Source organism: Sneathiella litorea (assembly GCF_009882915.1).
Lineage (GTDB): Bacteria > Pseudomonadota > Alphaproteobacteria > Sneathiellales > Sneathiellaceae > Sneathiella > Sneathiella litorea.
In genome coordinates, this window is record NZ_WTUW01000009.1 from 605,355 (window position 1) to 623,391 (window position 18,037).

The 18,037-nt window shown below is 49.8% G+C and carries 18 protein-coding genes; 6 read left to right on the forward strand and 12 right to left on the reverse strand.

Going from position 1 to position 18,037, the window contains the following annotated elements; all coding sequences use genetic code 11:
* Nucleotides 1-5: 5 nt before the first annotated feature.
* From GQE98_RS16865 to GQE98_RS16900, 8 genes are all read right to left on the reverse strand, one after another.
* Nucleotides 6-1,565, reverse strand: coding sequence for an acyl-CoA carboxylase subunit beta (locus tag GQE98_RS16865; RefSeq protein WP_161316934.1), 1,560 nt, complete (start codon nucleotides 1,563-1,565; stop codon nucleotides 6-8).
* Nucleotides 1,562-2,839 carry a CaiB/BaiF CoA transferase family protein gene (locus GQE98_RS16870; RefSeq protein ID WP_161316936.1) on the reverse strand — a complete coding sequence of 426 codons (1,278 nt, stop codon included), beginning with the start codon at nucleotides 2,837-2,839 and terminating at the stop codon, nucleotides 1,562-1,564. Before GQE98_RS16870 ends, GQE98_RS16865 begins: the two co-directional genes overlap by 4 nt.
* 13 nt (nucleotides 2,840-2,852) lie before the next feature.
* The gene (locus GQE98_RS16875) at nucleotides 2,853-3,551 is read right to left on the reverse strand and encodes a GntR family transcriptional regulator (RefSeq protein WP_161316938.1); all 699 of its coding nucleotides are present in this window, start codon (nucleotides 3,549-3,551) and stop codon (nucleotides 2,853-2,855) included.
* A 460-nt stretch (nucleotides 3,552-4,011) separates the two neighbouring features.
* Nucleotides 4,012-4,779 carry an ABC transporter ATP-binding protein gene (locus tag GQE98_RS16880; RefSeq protein WP_161316940.1) on the reverse strand — a complete coding sequence of 256 codons (768 nt, stop codon included), beginning with the start codon at nucleotides 4,777-4,779 and terminating at the stop codon, nucleotides 4,012-4,014.
* Between the two features lie 61 nt (nucleotides 4,780-4,840).
* Nucleotides 4,841-5,677: a GNAT family N-acetyltransferase gene (locus GQE98_RS16885; RefSeq protein ID WP_161316942.1), complete on the reverse strand. Its 837-nt coding sequence runs from the start codon at nucleotides 5,675-5,677 to the stop codon at nucleotides 4,841-4,843.
* Nucleotides 5,678-5,713: 36 nt separating this feature from the next.
* Nucleotides 5,714-7,114 (reverse strand): amidase, encoded by a 1,401-nt coding sequence (locus GQE98_RS16890; RefSeq protein ID WP_161316944.1) that lies wholly within the window; start codon nucleotides 7,112-7,114, stop codon nucleotides 5,714-5,716.
* 95 nt (nucleotides 7,115-7,209) lie between these two features.
* Complete coding sequence (locus GQE98_RS16895; protein WP_343044246.1) at nucleotides 7,210-7,929, reverse strand: ABC transporter permease; 720 nt, start codon at nucleotides 7,927-7,929, stop codon at nucleotides 7,210-7,212.
* Nucleotides 7,930-8,207: 278 nt separating this feature from the next.
* Nucleotides 8,208-8,879 carry a TetR/AcrR family transcriptional regulator gene (locus GQE98_RS16900; RefSeq protein ID WP_161316946.1) on the reverse strand — a complete coding sequence of 224 codons (672 nt, stop codon included), beginning with the start codon at nucleotides 8,877-8,879 and terminating at the stop codon, nucleotides 8,208-8,210.
* Nucleotides 8,880-9,055: 176 nt separating this feature from the next.
* Here GQE98_RS16900 and GQE98_RS16905 point away from each other — a divergent pair, with 176 nt between their 5' ends.
* The 6 genes from GQE98_RS16905 (at nucleotide 9,056) to GQE98_RS16930 (ending at nucleotide 15,079) form a co-directional block, all read left to right on the forward strand.
* Nucleotides 9,056-10,051, forward strand: a complete 996-nt coding sequence (locus tag GQE98_RS16905; protein ID WP_161316948.1) for an ABC transporter substrate-binding protein — start codon at nucleotides 9,056-9,058, stop codon at nucleotides 10,049-10,051.
* 185 nt (nucleotides 10,052-10,236) lie between these two features.
* A complete protein-coding gene (locus tag GQE98_RS16910) occupies nucleotides 10,237-10,683 on the forward strand; it encodes a PAS domain-containing protein (RefSeq protein ID WP_161316950.1) in 447 nt (148 codons plus the stop codon).
* Between the two features lie 332 nt (nucleotides 10,684-11,015).
* Nucleotides 11,016-12,281, forward strand: a complete 1,266-nt coding sequence (otnK, locus tag GQE98_RS16915; RefSeq protein ID WP_161316952.1) for a 3-oxo-tetronate kinase — start codon at nucleotides 11,016-11,018, stop codon at nucleotides 12,279-12,281.
* Nucleotides 12,281-12,934: a 3-oxo-tetronate 4-phosphate decarboxylase gene (otnC, locus tag GQE98_RS16920; RefSeq protein ID WP_161316954.1), complete on the forward strand. Its 654-nt coding sequence runs from the start codon at nucleotides 12,281-12,283 to the stop codon at nucleotides 12,932-12,934. The genes otnK and otnC overlap by 1 nt, the downstream gene beginning before the upstream one ends.
* Before the next feature lie 194 nt (nucleotides 12,935-13,128).
* Entirely contained in the window at nucleotides 13,129-13,935 is an 807-nt protein-coding gene (locus GQE98_RS16925; protein WP_161317403.1) for a LysR family transcriptional regulator, read from the forward strand.
* Nucleotides 13,936-14,188: 253 nt separating this feature from the next.
* On the forward strand, nucleotides 14,189-15,079 hold the full coding sequence (locus tag GQE98_RS16930; RefSeq protein ID WP_161316957.1) for an EamA family transporter: 891 nt from the start codon (nucleotides 14,189-14,191) through the stop codon (nucleotides 15,077-15,079).
* A gap of 22 nt (nucleotides 15,080-15,101) precedes the next feature.
* Here GQE98_RS16930 and GQE98_RS16935 read toward each other — a convergent pair whose 3' ends face one another.
* The 4 genes from GQE98_RS16935 to GQE98_RS16950 all read right to left on the reverse strand — a co-directional run bounded on the left by GQE98_RS16935 (nucleotide 15,102) and on the right by GQE98_RS16950 (nucleotide 18,015).
* Nucleotides 15,102-15,578, reverse strand: coding sequence for a c-type cytochrome (locus tag GQE98_RS16935; RefSeq protein WP_161316959.1), 477 nt, complete (start codon nucleotides 15,576-15,578; stop codon nucleotides 15,102-15,104).
* 35 nt (nucleotides 15,579-15,613) lie between these two features.
* On the reverse strand, nucleotides 15,614-16,186 hold the full coding sequence (locus GQE98_RS16940; RefSeq protein WP_202526361.1) for a ferritin-like domain-containing protein: 573 nt from the start codon (nucleotides 16,184-16,186) through the stop codon (nucleotides 15,614-15,616).
* Between the two features lie 28 nt (nucleotides 16,187-16,214).
* The gene (locus tag GQE98_RS16945) at nucleotides 16,215-16,904 is read right to left on the reverse strand and encodes an RNA polymerase sigma factor (protein ID WP_202526362.1); all 690 of its coding nucleotides are present in this window, start codon (nucleotides 16,902-16,904) and stop codon (nucleotides 16,215-16,217) included.
* A gap of 286 nt (nucleotides 16,905-17,190) precedes the next feature.
* Nucleotides 17,191-18,015: a carbon-nitrogen hydrolase family protein gene (locus tag GQE98_RS16950; RefSeq protein WP_161316961.1), complete on the reverse strand. Its 825-nt coding sequence runs from the start codon at nucleotides 18,013-18,015 to the stop codon at nucleotides 17,191-17,193.
* Nucleotides 18,016-18,037 lie beyond the last annotated feature (22 nt).

An 18,037-nucleotide genomic window follows, 5' to 3' on the forward strand; every position in this document is an offset into this window, starting at 1 on the left:
GGCGTTTAAAAAGTTGTCGGCCAATTGGCCAGTTTGTGCTGGCTGATGCCACCACTGCGTCGCAAATGCTGAATTTTAAGCTCCTCGATGAGATATTTGCGGGTATCCTGCGGTGCGATGACACTCTGCGCCGCAAAAATCTGTGCGAGCCCCAGATAAGTGCTGTTGCGTTCCATATCCTCGCGGATAGCCTGCTTTTCCGTATCGCTGGCGCCCTTCCCCCAAGTAACGACATCCGTTGCGTATTGTGGGTCCATAAAGCTGACTTCCGCGGTCGGCCAGACAGCAACGGAATCCGAGTTCCGGCCTCCCCCCATATTCAGGTACGCCTGACCATAACTTTTGCGCATGATGACGGAAAGTTTCGGCACTGTGCACATCTGCAATGCCGTCATGAAGTTCATGATCTTACCGGGCGCTTTCTTCTTTTCTCCTTCAATGCCAATGACAAAGCCAGGTGTATCGACCAGCATGACAATCGGGATATTGAAACTGTCGCACATCACGAGGAAACGGGTCACCTTCTCACATCCGGCAACATCCAGCGCACCGGCCTTGGCCATCGGGTTATTCGCAATCACGCCCACAACGCCACCATCAAGCCGGGCAAGCCCTGTTACGGCTGTTCGGCCGAACCGTGGCTTGAACTCAAAAAAGCTCTCCTGATCGACAATGCAATTGATGATTTTACGGACGTCATAGCCACGCTTGCGGCTGTCCGGCATGATTTGCGGAATATTCGCAGCGGCGTCATCGCTGCCAGCAGGCACCTCGGCAACCGGTGGCGTTTCGCCATTATGGGACGGCATATAGGAAAGGAACTTGCGTATTTCGGCAAGCGCCTCCTCATCTGTGTCGACCACGCGATCAACCAGACCTGTTTCTTCACTATGCAGCTTCCAGCCCCCAAGATTCTCCGGTTCAACTTTCTGACCAATCGCAAGAGAGGCCAGCGCCGGGCTCGCCACTGCCAGAACAGCGCCTTTGCGCATCACCGTGAAATCAGCCAGGCAGGAATACCACGCGGAAGAGCCAAAACACTGCCCCAGAACCGCGGAAACCCATGGCGTTTCCCGTCCGCGCACATATTGATGCGGATCATTGCCAAGCATGGTGCCCATGCCTTCCGATCCCATATTGTCCGGCATCCGCGCACCTGATGACTCGCCGAGGAATATCAGTGGAAATCCGCGATCCGTGGCCGTCCGCTTCACATGACCAATCTTCTTCATATTGGTCGTACTGGACGACGCGCCTTTAACGGTGAAGTCGTTTGACACCACGCCAACCATTCGGTCATTCACAAGACCGAAACCCGTCACCTTCCCATCCGCCGGTGTTCTTTCCCGGTCTTCGTCAAAGACAGTGGATACACCAAGCAACCCATTTTCCGAAAAGGTGCCTGGATCAAGCAACCCATCGATACGGCTGCGCGCATTCATAATACCTGCGGCTGTTCGGCGGGCGATCTTGTCCTTACCCCCCATTTGCCGGGCATTCTCTTCAAGTTCACGAAGTTGAACCAGCCGTTCATCAAGGGTTTCAGGTACTTTTACGTCACTCATTTTGCTGCTCCGACAGGTTTTTTGTTTTTAGTTTCGGTCGGGGCCTGTTCCGGTCCCTTGATAATTGAATTGCCTGCAAGCCGGCTGATTTCATCTCCGCTAAGGCCGAGGTCCTCACTAAGCACCTCGAAGGTATCCTCCCCGCACTGCGCACCGGTCCGCCATATCTCGCCCGGTGATCCGGAAAGCTTTGGTACAATACCGGCCAGCGTGACATCTCCAAGGGCTGGATCCTCAACCTTCACCAGCATGTCGCGATCCTCAAAATGTGGATCATTAAAGATGTCTTCCATTGTGTAGATCCGCGCGGCGGGAACATTGGCCGAAAGCAAGTCACGTTCGATTTCCTCTACCGATCTCGATCGCGTCCAATCGGTGATGAGGGCATCGCAGTCATCCTCATTTTCTGCGCGGGCCACCGCCGTCGCAAAACGCGGATTCTCTCCCAATTCCGGCTTTCCGATAACGCCAGCCAGCCGCCTAAAAACCGGGTCCGATGCCGCGGCAATAACTACGAAGCGTTTGTCAGCCGTTGGATAAATCGAATTTGGTGTATTTCCGGGCAAGCGAGAACCCGCGCGCTGTGCGACAAGGCCGAGCTGTTGAAAGGCCGGAACATGAGGCTCCATAAAACTAAAAGCGGATTCATAAAGTGCGGAATCAATAACCTGCCCAACGCCAGTTCGGCTGCGCTCCACGACGGCCATCATCGCACCGAACGCGCCATAAAGACCGGTAATATAATCCGTTAGAGAAGTGGCAACTCTGGGTGGCGGCCGATCCGGATCACCAGTTATTTCCCGCAGGCCACTCACCGCCTCCCCGACAACCCCGTATCCACTCCGACTGCTATAGGGGCCGCTTTGCCCAAAACCACTGATGCGAACGAGGATCAGGCCTGGATTCTCCCTTGATAATTCTTCATATCCCAAGCCCCAACGCTCCAGCGTGCCGGGCCTGAAATTCTCAATAACAATATCCGCGCCGAGACAGAGCTGATGCACAAGTTGGCGCCCCTCTTCTTCACGCATATTAATAGAGACAAGCCGCTTGTTCCGAAATATCGACGCGCCATAAAGTGAATGACCATTGCGCCGCGTTCCCATGGACCGGACTGCATCACCTTCCGGCTGCTCGACTTTAATGACATCCGCCCCGAAATCCGCCATCAGACGGGCGCAAAATGGCCCCGCAACCGTCGATCCGAGTTCAATGACACGCAACCCTGTTAAAGGCCCGGCCCTATCACCTCTACTTTTGTTCTTAGTTGTCATTTTCGGCCCATAATCAGAGGAGAAAATCATTGTATTTAAGAAACCACTGGCGGGCGCTGCGAATATTATCGCGCTTCAGAACCTCCGCCTGCTCCGCATCTCCCGCCTTCATGGCCTGCAGGATTCCCTGATGTTGCCGGAACCCTTCACTGGCACGTCCAGGCACAAGCATCAAACGACGCGTCATGCTCAAAACCCGGTCGTAAATATCATCCAGAAGCCCGCGCAAGGTGTCGCTGCCTGCCGCCTCTATGCAGGTTTGGCGGAATACTGCGATCGCCGCCATATAGGCGTTGAAATCATTTTCTGCGACGGCTTTTTCCAGATCATCCCCGAACAGTTCAATTAGGTCGTCCCAATATTCCGGCTCGGTATTCTGAGTTGCCAGCCGAACCATCAGCCCTTCAAGCACCTCACGAACGTCAAATAATTCAAGGAAGCTGTCCGCCTCAAGACGCATGACCACCGCGCCCTTGTTCGGAATACGTTCAATTAGCCCCCGCTCTTCCAATATCCCGAAGGCATCCCGAACCCGGGATCGCGACACACCAAATTCTTCAGCCAGTTCATTTTCTCGAATGCGCGATCCGGGAGGCATTTGGTTGGTCACAATACGCCGACGCAACTCATCAACCAGCTTGTCCGTATTGGAGCCGGAAGACCTAGGATTAGAAGAAACTGGTGTCAGTTTGGTGACATTTCTTTTTGTCATGAATATTTGAATTTTCGCTGATTATGTTCCCTGTTGATCAAACGGTATGCATTGCTGATAATATTGTCAACAATATTTTTTGCAATTTTGTCGCCAGATATTTTGCTTCTAAATATCTAAACAATTACATCTTTAGATTGTTAAATTGAAATGGGGCGACAGTTTGAAATATTGCTATAGGTTTGATATTATTTATTGTTTTTAAACAATAATTTATTATAATAACAATAAATTTCTACCACAGAATTATTGGGTGAGGAAAACCGCATACACTCCTTAAAAGTGTATTCAATGCAGGCCAGAATAGCCTCCTGACTAACTTGAACAGGTTTATACTATGGCACTTATTACGTCTGACAAGCACTCATGGCCAATCATTCGTCGGGGCCATGGGATGGCCACCCGAACGACTTGAGACCTTGCTTTACCTCATCTTGTGGCTTATGGCCGCCGGAAGGCTTTATTCAACACCGAGCAAGTCATATATTGTGCGGGTATATTCGCCGAACTTCGGTTCGGTTTTTATCGAAAGTTGGCGAGGCACCTCAAGCTCAATCGGGAAATAGGACGCCATCCGCGCCGGCCCGGACGTTAAAACGGCACAATGGGTTCCCAGAAACACTGCCTCTTGGATACTATGAGTAACAAACAGCACCGTTTTCCCTGATTTTCGCCAAATTTGGTGAAGTTCTGTATTCATTTTTTCACGCGTTAGCGCATCGAGTGCGCCAAACGGCTCATCCATCAAGACGATTTCCGGGTCATGGACAAGGGACCGCGCGATGGCCGCCCGCTGCTGCATGCCGCCTGACAATTCATAGGGAAATACATTCTCAAACCCTCTCAAACCGACCATCTCAAGAAGATCCTTCGCCCGCTCTCTTGACTCTTTCATCGGTAGCCCCAGGATTTCCGCTGGCAAGAGAACATTATCAATGATTTTCCGCCACTTCAGAAGCAATGCCTGCTGAAAAACCATGCCAATATCGCGACTACGATCTATCGGGCGCGCCGCATTGCCGATTTCTATCGATCCCCCATCGACCGGGATCAGGTCAGCAATGATCTTCAGGATCGTTGATTTTCCACAGCCGGATGGCCCTACCAGAGAAATGAAATCACCTGCATTGATTTGCATACTGACATTGGAAACAGCAATCGTTTCCTTTTCTTTGGTGCGGTAAATTTTCTTGATACCGGAAAGATCTATTATCGTATCCGCAGACATATTTTCTACCTTCAATTCACAAACAAATAAACCCAAAATGAAGAACGCTTAAATTCATTGATTACCCTAGCTCCGGCCCGGCGGCTGCGAATGCACGGGACGTATCCCCAATAACCCTGGCAGGCCCACGTATCATTCTGGTAAAACCGCGCTGAGCCTCAAATCCACGGACAGAAATTTCCCGCGCAAACTCTTCCTGAGCATCATATGCATCGATGGTGACTGTACCGGACAGGGTCGCAAGCCCCGCATCCAGAAGGTCAAGCGCAACCCCGACATTTTCCGCAGAAACCGGGCCAATCTGTGTCACCCCTCGTCCTTCACGCCCGAGGAGCGTTCCAGCCTGATTTTCCGCGACGAATGCTGGCCCACGCGCCATCAGGCTACCGAGGATAGCCGGACGATGCGCCCCAAAAACCGCTGCGTCATATTTCGCAATCCAAGTAAGATCATCGGCGCGAGCCGGCTGTGCACTTGCGTTCGTATTGATGCTACCCTCTGTTCGACGCCATCGAGTAATACCCAGTTGATCAAAGAATCCCATTTGGGAATAAACTGCCCTGCCGTCGGGGGTGGCATCCAGTAACGGAGTAATTCCTTTAGATTCAAGCCAGCCGCAGCATTTCTCGACAATTTTTGTGGCCAAACCCTTTCGCTGCCAAGCCTTGGTGACGAGGACCATACTGACCCAGCCAATACTCTCATCCATGGGCAAGGCAACGCCGGAAGCGATAGGCATACCGGAGGGATCCCGGAAACCAATGCAATATCCGCGCGTCATCATCAAGGCCCAATCATCTGCTACTTGCGTCCATCCAGCCTCTTCTGAGAGCGCGAGAACGGCTTCAATATCATCAGATGTCAGAGTATCAAACGTCAATGTTTCTACATCCGTCATATCAACACCAGATGGCAACTTGCGCCTTCCCATAAACTAAATTCCATAGCTCGGCCTGAATTCTTCCCAAGGTAAAATTTTCTCGATTAGTCGCGCCGCGCGCAAAACGGCCAAATCTGCAAACTGAGGACCAACCACCTGCATCCCGATCGGCATTCCACTGGAAGAAAAACCACATGGAATACTGGCCGCAGGCTGGCGCGTAAGGTTGAAAGGCGACGCAAATGGTATCCAGTCATACCGGCCGCACCCCTCTGGCGCCTCTTGTTCTGCAGGAAAGGCTTGCGCGGAGATTACAGGCGTGAGCAACAGATCGTAGGTTCCATGAAATTCGGCCATTAACCTATGTAGCTCAGCTCGCTCCATTTCCGCATCGAAATGATCGACAAGGCTGGCGCCACGCGCGGCCTCTATTTCGGCAGCAATCAGAGGATCAACTTTGGCCATATCCTCTGAATTTAGATGGCGAAACGCGTAGTCAGCAAAGCCACGCTTTAGACGCTCCAGCATATCGATGGGGCTGTCCATCACCTTGTCAACTTGCTCAATCCGTGCCCCGGCCGCTACCAGTTTATCAACAGCCGCCCTGACGACACCCTCAACTCCCGCATCAACATCGGCGTACCCTAAAGTCGGGCTATAGGCAATTCGCAAAGCCGATAGGCTGCCGTTCTCAAGAAGGTCTTCATAGGCAACCGGGTCATAAGGAGATGCGCTAAAATCGCGAGGATCCGGGCGGGAAATCACGCTCAACATCATCGCAGCATCGGTAACATTTCGGGTAATGGGGCCAAATCCAGCAAGGCTTGCATAAGGCGTTGGCGGATACATGGGAACCCGCCCTCCACTTGGTTTATGCCCGAATACGCCGCAGAGACTGGCCGGTATCCTGATTGATCCCCCGGCATCCGTGCCTAGCGCCAGTGGCCCCAGGCCGGAGGCAACAGCCGCGGCCGCGCCGCCACTCGACCCTCCCGGTGTAAGAGCCGGATTCCAGGGATTTCGGGTGATGCCGGTCAAGGCGCTATTCGTAACCGGCTTGGAGGCAAACTCCGGCGTTGTTGTTTTGCCAAAAATCACTGCGCCCGCCTCACGAAGACGGGCCACCGCGGGACCATCAACATCCCAGGTCTGATCACGGTTAATTGTCAGAGACCCCCGCAAAGTCGGCCAGCCCTTTGTCAGGATAATATCCTTTATGGAAACCGGAACGCCATCCAGCGCGCTTAGAGGCCCGCCCGCCCGCCATCTTTTTTCAGATGCCTGGGCCGCTGCCATCGCTGCCTCCCGATCCAGAACACAAAACGCGTTGAGAACGGGCTCCAGCTGCTCTATACGGGAAAACAGATTCTCGACAACGTCTATTGGCGAAAGGTCTCCGGAGCGAAAGGACTTCGAGAGACTTTGTGCAGACTTGAAGGCGAGTTCTTCCGTCATTTATAAACCCTTAATCCGGCGTTTTTCTTGCGCGCCATTTTGCGCTAGCCCAACATCCCTTTTCTCCAGCGGCCAAGTCACGATCAGACTTACCCTCAGGAGTCGCTTTCAAGCCTTGCATCATTCGGTACAAAAATATGCTCAAGCAGTGAAACCATACCAAATAGACCTATCCCCAATATGCTCAGTAAAATGACCGCCATGAACATCGCGGCTGTGTCCAGCGTGGACTGAACCTGTATCATCAAATAACCAAGACCCTGACTGGAGGCGACAAACTCACCGACGATTGCCCCTGCCAGGGCAAGAATTGCCCCAACTTTCATGGAGGAGAAAATATACGGCATCGCACCAGGCAACTGAATTTTTCGAAAGATCTGCCAACGAGTACCCTTGAGCGCACGGACCAAGTCCAAAAGGTCAGGCTCGACCTCTCTCAAGCCGCGTCCAGAGGTTATCAGGATCGGAAAAAAGGATAGGATGAATGCAAAAAATATGTTCGTCCCAATGCCGTAGCCAAACCAGACGATCAGGAGTGGCCCCAAAGCAATTTTCGGGATCATGCTAAAGGTTACGAACAGTGGAAACAATGTCGTCTGCAAACTCTTGAACCAGGAAAACATCAAGGCAAGCATGACACCGACGACTACCGCCAGACAGTATCCGGCAAGAATTTCCCATGCTGTGACGAGTGTATTCTCCATCCATTGGTACTGTGGCTGAGAAAGCGTTGCAAGCGTGTCTCCCGGTGACGGCAAAATCAGTTTATGGACTAAACCTGTCGCAGTAACCGCGAACCAAACCACGACAACCATGATATGGACAAGTGCAATAACGGAATACCTTGGCAGGCTTGAAAGGAATAATGTCCATTGTTTTCCGACCCAGGAAACAGGCGGGCGGCGATCAAATTCACCCTCTTCCAGACTTGGTCTCGCGCCGTCACTCTCCATTTGTCCACTCATAAATTAGTTCCATACAAACCATAAAATCATCCAAACAGTTGGTTGATTATTGAATGTAAAAATGGCCACTGTCAATATCGAAAATTTACAGTTATCCGCGATTTTCAGCAGGTTTATTGCACAACTGCCTACTTGACGACCGCATCCGTTATCAACTTAACGACATGCGCTTTTCTCTTTGCAATAGTGTCCCGAGTGTCAAGCTTATGCCCAAAAATAGCGGAGAGAGTATAAATGTTGCTGAAGTAGAAAAAACCAAGAGCGGCAATGGAGATATAAAGTTGCTCCGGCTCCAGGCCACTGCGAAACGTTCCGTCCTTCCGCCCTCTCTCCAGTATTTTCTCAATCGCAGAGATCAGCGGAGAATGTAAGGATTCCAGATCCTGGATATCCTTCATATGCCGGCCTTTATGAACATTTTCGTCAATAAGAATGGGCGCAAAATCTCTATTCTTTGCCGTATAATCAAAAGAAAATTCAACCAGCTTCTGCAACGCTTCCAGTGGCGGGAGAGTATCCAGTTTCAGAGCTTGCTCGCGTTCACGGATTTCCTGATAGATACTTTCCAGGACATGACGGTATAGCTCGTCCTTGTTGCCAAAGTGATGATAGACAAGCTGTTTGTTTACCCCTGCTCGTTTCGCAATTTCATCAACACGCGCACCTTCGAGTCCGCGATTAGCAAACTCTTTCCGACCAGAGGCCAGCAGCTTCTTCCGAGTTGCCCCCGGCACACGTTTTTTGGGCGGCGCCTTATCTGCTAACTGTCTTTCATTTTGCTTAGTCGAAACTTTAGCCATCTTCCCTCAAAATCAACCAACCAGTTGGATATATATTGACTTACATTTTATCATAGATAACATTATTGGACGATCTGACAACTGTTATCGATCACTAATATTATAATTGATCTCAACTAGCCGCTAAAGGTTTATTAGTAAAAACCGTTATATATTTCTATTTAGAGGAGGGTGTTATGAAGAAGCTTGTAGGAGCCATGCTTGCAGGTGTGGCGATGCTGGGCCTTTCCGCCGCAACCAGTTTTGCCGAAGAAGTAAATCTTATTTTGAACTGGACACCTGGCGCTGACCATGCGCCCATTTATTATGCACTTGATCAGGGCTGGTATGCTGACGAAGGAATCGACCTGCAAGTAAATAGTGGCAAAGGTTCCGGGCTCGCTGCACAGACAGTTGGAATTGGTTCCTCGGAACTCGGGATAGCGGAATTAGGGACAGCATTTGTTGCTAAATCCAAGGGAGCTGATCTAACGGCGATTATGGTGCTATACGCCAACTCCCCTCTCACTCTTTATTGGAAAAAGTCTTCGGGCATTAACGACCCTAAGGATTTTGCAGGACGTACGCTGGGTAACCCTCCCGGTGACGCAGCGCGTGTCCTTTGGCCAGCCTTTGCAAAAGCTGTCGGCCTTGAAGACGGAGCTGTCAGCTTTGTTAATCTGGCACCACCTGCAAAGAATCCTTCTCTCGCTGCAGACCGCGTTGATATTATTAGTGATTTCTACAATGGTCATGATGCAAAAATAAACGCCTTTGGGGATGATCTGGGTTTTCTCCGCTGGAGCGATTTCGGCATTAACCCCTATGGCAACTCTTTCATCGTCAACACGGCCTTTATGAAGGAAAACCCCGAAATCGTCGGAAAATTTGTCGCCGTCACGCAACGTGCCTTTCACGCCTGCGTGGAAAATCCGGACCCTTGCGTCAAGTCGCTTATGGATGTGGCCAGTGGCCTCGATAAAGTTGCCATGGACGATCAATGGAAGCGGGTAAAAGAACTTATGGCGGACGAGACAACAACCACTGAGGGTCTAGGCGTTTTCAGTGGCGACCGTATTCAGAAAACCTACGATCTGATTGAAACCTATTTCGGCGTTGAGAAGCCATTTGATCCAGCTAGTTCCTACACAAATGAGTATCTTGATAAGAACATCAAAATGACGGCTCAGTAGGCTTTTCTAAATACTAAAAGATATGAGGCCAGCCTTTCCTTATGATTGGCTGGCCTTAAATTTTTTCGGCTTATTGGAAAATGAGAAGCATATTGAAACTTGAAATTACAGGTTGCTTCTTTTCAATCAACCAGAGAACATCTATCCTTTTAGAAGTCAGCATAGTGAACTTCTAAGGAGACAGAATGGATCTCAATAGGTTCCCGGAAACATTCGTTAATGAAGCTTCAGACGCAATCGTCGTTTCCGATGAAAGCGGTATCATTCAATTCTGGAATTCAGGGGCAGAACGGATATTTGGCTTCTCGTCAGAAGAGGCTGTTGGGGAATCTCTTGATATTATTATTCCGGCAAACCTTCGCAAAAGGCACTGGACGGGCTATTCGGAAACGATGAAATCCGGCAAAACAAAATATGGGGCTGGCGACCTTCTGTCAGTTCCGGCAGTCCGAAAAGATGGACAGCGTATATCTACCCAATTTTCAATTCTGGGTCTATCTGATAGCTTCGGAAAACTGACAGGCGTTGCGGCAGTCATGCGAGACGTTACTGATGATTTTGAAGAACGAAAAGAACTAAAAAAATCACTCGCTGAATGTAGAAAAGCCCTAAATGAGCAGCTCGAAAAATAAACAAAATCCGCTTTCCAGCGATCATGTCATCGGAATTTTTTGAATATTTGACGATGACCAGGTTATAGGCTCGCCTCCTATTGGTTATGAACACACATAGTTGTATAAGATCTATATTTTCTCAAGCATTCCCTTCCCTTTGACGGCAAATTCTAATATACTGATCAAAGACTTAACCGCGGTATTTCCAGGTAGTATTTAAAGATTTCTTGCTGGTACAAAGACCCGAGGACGATAATTCCTCATTTCCCTTGAGCGAGACTAAAGCGATAGAAAATCGTTATACGAACCCTAATATAACGCGCGAAATTAATATGTAGAAAGGGAGGAAAATGACAACTGTTTTAGGGTGTATCGCCGATGACTTCACGGGCGCTTCAGATCTCGCCGGATTGCTGGGGCGATCAGGCTTCAAAGTAAATCTCCGCATTGGAACACCCAACTCACCTCCAACCGATACTGCCGCATTCGAGGTTATAGCCCTCAAATGTCGAACGGCACCGGCTGAACAGGCCGTTGCCGAAACCCGCGCGGCCCTTTCGTGGCTAAGGGAAGCTGGTGCATCTCGTTTTTTCTGGAAATACTGTTCAACATTTGACAGCACTGAACATGGGAATATTGGCCCCGTTGCAGAAGCATTGATGGCCGACCTTAATACGGATCAAACCATTTACTGCCCCGCTTTTCCCGAGAATGGGCGATCCATTTTTATGGGAAATCTGTTTGTCGGTGAATTACCATTGGCAGAGAGCCCAATGAAGGATCATCCATTGACTCCCATGCGGGACAGCAATCTCATGAGGCTTTTGGCACCGCAAACAAAGCTGCCGGTCGGATTGGCAAACCGTCATTGCGTTGCACAGGGTTATGAAGCACTGCAATCACGATTAAACGATTTGAAGGGCGAAGGCATCGCGCATGTAGTCATCGATGCGGTTACAAATGATGATCTTTATACAATTGCCAAGGCTTGCCGGAACATGCCCCTTATGACAGGGGGCAGCGCGGTAGCCATGCCTCTTCCAGACCTTTACGCGATTGATGGATTGATATCCGCAACCACAGAAACGAAATCCACTCCTACGCTTGGAAAAGGAGCGATAGTGCTTTCCGGCAGTTGTTCCTCTATGACACGGAAACAGGTCGCTGCCTTTTCTGAAACGGCGGATTGCTACCAACTCTCACCGTTGGCACTTGCTGCCGATGGCCTGCAACAGGCTCGTAACTGGTTGGCTTCCCGATCGCCTGACGCTATTCCAATGATTTATGCGACCGCGGAACCGGATGCCGTACGACAGGCACAGGAAAAGCTTGGTGTTGAAAAGGCCGGCGAAATTGTCGAAAGCGCACTGGCACAATTAGCCATTGACGCACGAAATCATGGACGGCGCCGGTTTGTTGTTGCCGGGGGTGAAACATCGGGCGCGGTTGTGAAGGCGCTTAATGTAACTGAACTTACAATTGGCGATGAAATTGCTCCGGGTGTGCCTTGGACATTTACCCGGTCGAGCGGTGAAGATATCGCCCTCACCTTAAAATCAGGTAATTTTGGTGCGGAAAGCTTTTTTTCGGACGCCCTCACTAAATTGGAAATCTGATGTCGGAAATTACTCAACTACGAGAACAGATTTGCCTATTCGCAAAATCCATATATGACCGGGGGCTAACAGGAAGCGCATCAGGAAATATTTCAGCACGGCTATCTGATGGAAGAATATTGGTAACCCCTACGGGCAGTAGTTTCGGTCGATTGGATCCTGCGCGGCTAACCTTACTGGATACCAACTTCAATTTTATTTCAGGCGATCCGCCAACGAAGGAAGAGGCTTTACATTCTGCGTTCTACGAAACACGTAGCGCATCAACGGGAGCAGTCGTGCATTTGCACTCCAGTCATTCTGTTGCACTTTCAGTCTTACCGGATACGGATCCGGATAATGTCCTGCCACCCATTACCGCCTATGGGATCATGAAACTGGGTAAGGTGAAATTACTCCCCTATTTCATGCCCGGAGACCCTGCGATGGGAGATGCTGTGCGTGGATTGGCCGGAAAACGCAGTGCTGTATTGTTAGCTCACCATGGCCCTGTCGTTGCAGGAAAAGACTTGGAGGCGGCTGTTTATGCGATGGAAGAGCTTGAGGAAACAGCCAAGCTAACCCTGCTCACACGCGGCTTAAACCCGACCTTACTTGCCCCGGCGCAAATCCAGGAACTGGTGACCAAGTTTAATGTTGAATGGGACGATTAGGATACTCGTTTTAACCCGATTTCCCGCCATTCTCATTAAAAAGAAAGAGAACGTTCGAAAGGAAGTATCACTACTTCAATCGAACGCTCTTCCACAAATTTAGTAAATCTGGTTTTTAGTCGCGAGCTGCAATCCCTGCGATTTCAACAAGCAGACCCTTACCCGCGAGATCCGCACGCACAGTTGCACCGGCCATGATTGGACGCCGCGTTGAGGCATTGGAACAGCGACTGGGAATAAAATTGCTGCATCGGTCCACCCGTCGATTGGCAGTTACAGAAGAAGGCTCCGCTTACGCAAAGATCTGTCGCTTCCTGATTGATGACCTTGATCATTTGGAAAGCTCCATATCGGAACGCAAGTATAACGTGTCCGGACATTTACTGGTTTCAGCGCCGGCCTCTTTTGGTCGCCTGCATGTTGCAGCCCATGCGATGTCTTTCATGCAGAAACATCCGAACGTCGAAATGTCATTCAATCTGTCTGACGAAATGATTGATTTTGCAAAGGAAGGATACGATCTAGCAATTCGATTTGGCGACGTTGTGGACCCAAGTTACGTGGCTGTAAAATTAGCCCGAAACCGTCGGGTAGTTTGTGGCACGAAACCGTACTTGGAAAAATACGGAATACCTACATCGATAAACGACCTTGTGGATCATAATTGTCTTACCTTTAATCTGCGCGGCTCTCAGCAACGGCACTGGCAATTCATGGAAAAAGGGAAAGCTGTCAATGTAAAAGTAAAAGGCCACCTATCCTGTAATGACGGAGATGTATTGCACCAATGGACCTTGAAGCATATGGGGCTACAATGGCGATCCTATTGGGAGGTGGAGAAATATATATTAAGTGGCGAACTCGTTGCTGTCCTCGAACAATACGAACTTCCAGACTACGATATCATGGCAGTTTACCCACAAAGTCGATTCATACCTGCAAAAGTTCGGAAATTTATTGAGCATCTAAAAAACATATATTCAACACAGGAAGTATGGTGAGAAGCAAACCCGATCCATGAGTTTAACCAATTTTCAGTGCGATACTTCTCAGCAAATAAGAGTATTTTACTTGTCTGGTTGAAATGCAGGATTGCAATTAGCACAAGATAACTACACTATCAGTTCCGTATTCAGACCTTCGTCTTCCAAACAGCGAACCACACTAATAACTTTCTCATTCATCATTTAAGATCGCTTTCATTCGGAAGGCGAGAATAAAAGCAAGAACTCTAACCCGTAAACGGGGAGTCCAGTGACAGCATCCAACCTCAGCGCCGCAGAGAAACATAAAAATAACCTGACCGGTATAATGTGGATGCTTATCTACACTATCGCGATGTCAGGAATGCATGCCGGTGTCCGCCATGTTTCGGAGAATGTCCATCCATTCGAGACCGCTTTTTTTCGCCTGGTCTTTGGTCTTATTGCGCTGACTCCTTTTTTCTATCGTCACGGCTTTACTGTCCTGAAAACAAAGCGATTACCGATGCTATGCCTCCGCGGTGTGGTCAATGCGGGCTGTATGCTGGGCTTCTTTTACGCTCTCTCGATTGGCCCCTTGGCACAGGTTACAGCGCTCGGGTTTTCGGCGACCCTCTTTGGAATTATTTTGGCTGTCTTTATTTTTAAGGAAAAGGTAGGCCTGAACCGCTGGACAGCCATTTTTATTGGCTTTTTAGGGACGATAGTAATCCTCCGTCCCGGATTCGCCGAAATCGGAATCGAGAGTATCGTAACCCTTGGCGCCGCGTTCGGCTGGGCCGTCTGCATGATGATTATCAAGGACTTGGGACGCACAGAATCCGCGGAAACAATCACGGCCTATATGTCCCTGGTGATGGCGCCGATAGTCTTGATACCGGCCCTATTTTTCTGGACCACGCCTTCTCTTTATGATTTCGCATGGTTGTTGGCGATTGGCCTCATGGGCGGTGCCGGGCAGCTCGCAATGGCAAACGCACTCAAATACGGAGAGGCGCAAGTTGTCCTTCCTGTCGAGTTTTCCCGATTGATCTGGATCTCCTTGATTGCCTTTTTTGCCTTCGGTGAAGTTCCGGGGGTTTTCCTGTGGATTGGCGGGGGCATGATTATCGCGGCGACGACCTATATAACCATCCGGGAAGGTCGGGCCAAAAGGAGCTGATACCCCTTGTAGACACTCTCGCCTACTGTGCGTTAGCGGAAGAATCCGGCGCAGATGACAGGGATTTCAGATATTCAATAATAGCGTTTCTTTCCTCGGCCTTTTTCAGGCGGAATCCCATGGAAGTGCCCCTTGCGAAGGCCGTTGGATTTACCAGCCACTCATTCAGTGTTTGATCCGTCCAGATTACATCAAGATTTCTAAGGGCCTTACTGTACCTAAAATCCACAACCGCGCCGGCCTTGCGCCCATATACGCCGCGGTGCCGAGGGCCGATCCGGTTATTATCGAGGGAGTGGCACCCTCCACAACGACGCTTGTAAAGCTTTTCCCCTTCGACAACGAGTTGTTCGGAGACAGCGTAAGGGGGAACGCTGTCTCCTTGTGATGTCACCTGGGTTATCTCTGGGTCGGAGGCGTTGACTGCATCTTTCGCAAACACGCTACTGGATAACAGGACCGCTGAGAAACACAGGATGACATATGATAGTTTTTTCATTTAAACGTCTTACCGAAAAGAAATGAAATGCTGACTTAGCCGAACATTAACGCAGCTTTGGGGATCGGCTGGCCGAGTGCATTCGCCAATATAGCCGCATGAAAAGCCTCATCTCCGGCCATTTGAGCGGCCACCTGATGGTAGTCCGGACCTAGAGAAGGAATAAGCCCAAGGTACGCATTTGCCGCGCCACGTTCCAAGTCCAAAGCAAGACGCAGCACATCCGCCTGATTTTTAAGGGTAGAGGCCTTCAGATCCTTGGCATATGCCCCTAGGGATTTTTCTTCAGCCGGCTTTCCGCCAAGCGTTTCCACGGCTTTCACAAGGATATCCCGATGCCCTTTGTGATGCCCCTGGAACGTCACGCCGATATCGACAACAGCTGGATCCAGTAAGCCGCTGGTGGCCGCGATCTGATACGCCGCAATGCCTTCATGTTCAAGCGCTATGGCGGCATTCAGGATTTGAATATCCTGTGATGCATCCGCGGCATCGGCCGTTTTTATATTACTTCCAACAACCATGGCGAGGGCCGTCGCCGACAATGTTTTGCCGGTTGCGCCGAGAAATGCGCGGCGTGAAGACAGAATCATGCTGTTATTTGACATCGAAGTACTCCTTGGTAGGGGGTTGAACTTAAATATTAAGGGCGCACAAAACACGGTTGGTCATGGCGTCGCAGTCCGCACCGGCGAAGGCTATCGCATCGGCAAAGATTGTTTCAAAATTTAGCTCCAGATGTTTACGCAACTCGCGGCGGGCCCGGAAAAGTCGCGATTTAACTGTCGCTTCCTTGATTTGTAACGCTTCAGCAGTTTCGGAAACAGACATACCCTCTATATCGCGCAGGACAAACACGGAGCGATATTCATTGGGTAGGCGCGCAATTGCCGTTTTCAGCAGTTCAGAGAATTGCTTGCGCAATAGTTCCGATTCCGGAGATCGCAGATCTGATTGCGTCTCATACCGGGATTGGTATTCCTCAAATATGGCGATGTCCTGCTTGAGGTAATCAGTATGACGACGCTGTATAGCGCGACGCCGGTCGATCGCCGCATTGTAGACAATACGCGTAAGCCAGGTCGACAAGCTGGAATTTCCATCGAATGTTTCAAGAGAATTGAACGCTTTCAAATAAGCCTCCTGTACAACCTCTTCGGCGTCCGCGTGATTGCGCAACACGCTCCATGCCGTCCGAAACAAACGCTGGTTATTGCGGGTGGTTATCGTTCTGACCGCGAGCGGATCACGATTAGCCGCACGCCGGGCAAGTTCGACATCATCCATCTTTTCAACAGCAGCAAGGTTCTGGGGCATATTCGTCATTCCTTTTTGCCCTATTAGACGCCAGATCGACAGAAAGGTTCCCGGTCTTAAATATTATTTCGTTTTCTCTTCCTTTTGGGCTGAATTATAAATTGAGACAGGAAGGGACATTGGTCGAAAACGGTAGGCGTTTGCTGTATTTACGACGGTTCTCGCGATGCGGGCTGCATCGATACTTCCTTTTAGGACTATAACGTAAAAGGTCAGCCGTAATCAGATAGTGATTTTGCTAAATACATATTTATTATAGTCGGCATTTTTAGAACAAAGGCTTTACCGATACCCCTTAGTCATACAGCTCCGGTCGCCGATCTTGACGATAGGTTGCAACGGAACGCCATTTCTCCAGGTCCTCTCCCTTAAAATGGATATCCGCGATCGCAATATCCTCGCCATTTGGTATTGATGCCAGAATCTGGCCAGAAGGCGCAATAATACAGGAATGACCAAGGCTCTCGAAGCCCATCTCTGTTCCCGTACGGTTAGCCATGGCGACGATCACGCCGTTCTCCAGCGCTCTTGTCGCAGCCATGCCTTGTGTCGTTACCCCGCTCCAGCCCCAGGTTTCGCGTTGATAGGCATCTGAAATCCAATTTGTACTATTGATAATAATTTCAGCGCCGCGATTAACGAGAGTTCGAAAATAGTCCGGGAAAATCATGTCATAGCATATCGTCATACCGATACGCCCGAGGTCTGTATCGACGATTGTTGGCATATTTCCAAGCTCATAAGAGAGCCGTTCGGTGGAGAATAAATGCGCCTTATAATATGTCGCCAGCCGCTTCCCGGTTGGCGAAAAAATAACTTGGGCATTGTAATATTTGCCCTTGTCCGCAACGACTGTCCCCACCGCAAGATGAATACCGGCCCCTGCCGCAATTTCAGCCAGTTTCTGATCTGTGGGTCCATCAACAGGCTCCGCAAGATCCGCTAGATTGTCAGAGATGAAATACCCGGTTGTCGCGCATTCGGGAAATATGACCAAATTGACGTTCTGCTCGCTCGCTGTCTGCGCAAAATGATCTATTTTCTGCAAGTTTGCCGTTACGTTCCCAACGGCGCAGTCCATCTGCACGACGGCTAATTTCAGTTTGATATCCTCGGTCATTTCGGTACCTCTAGAAAATATA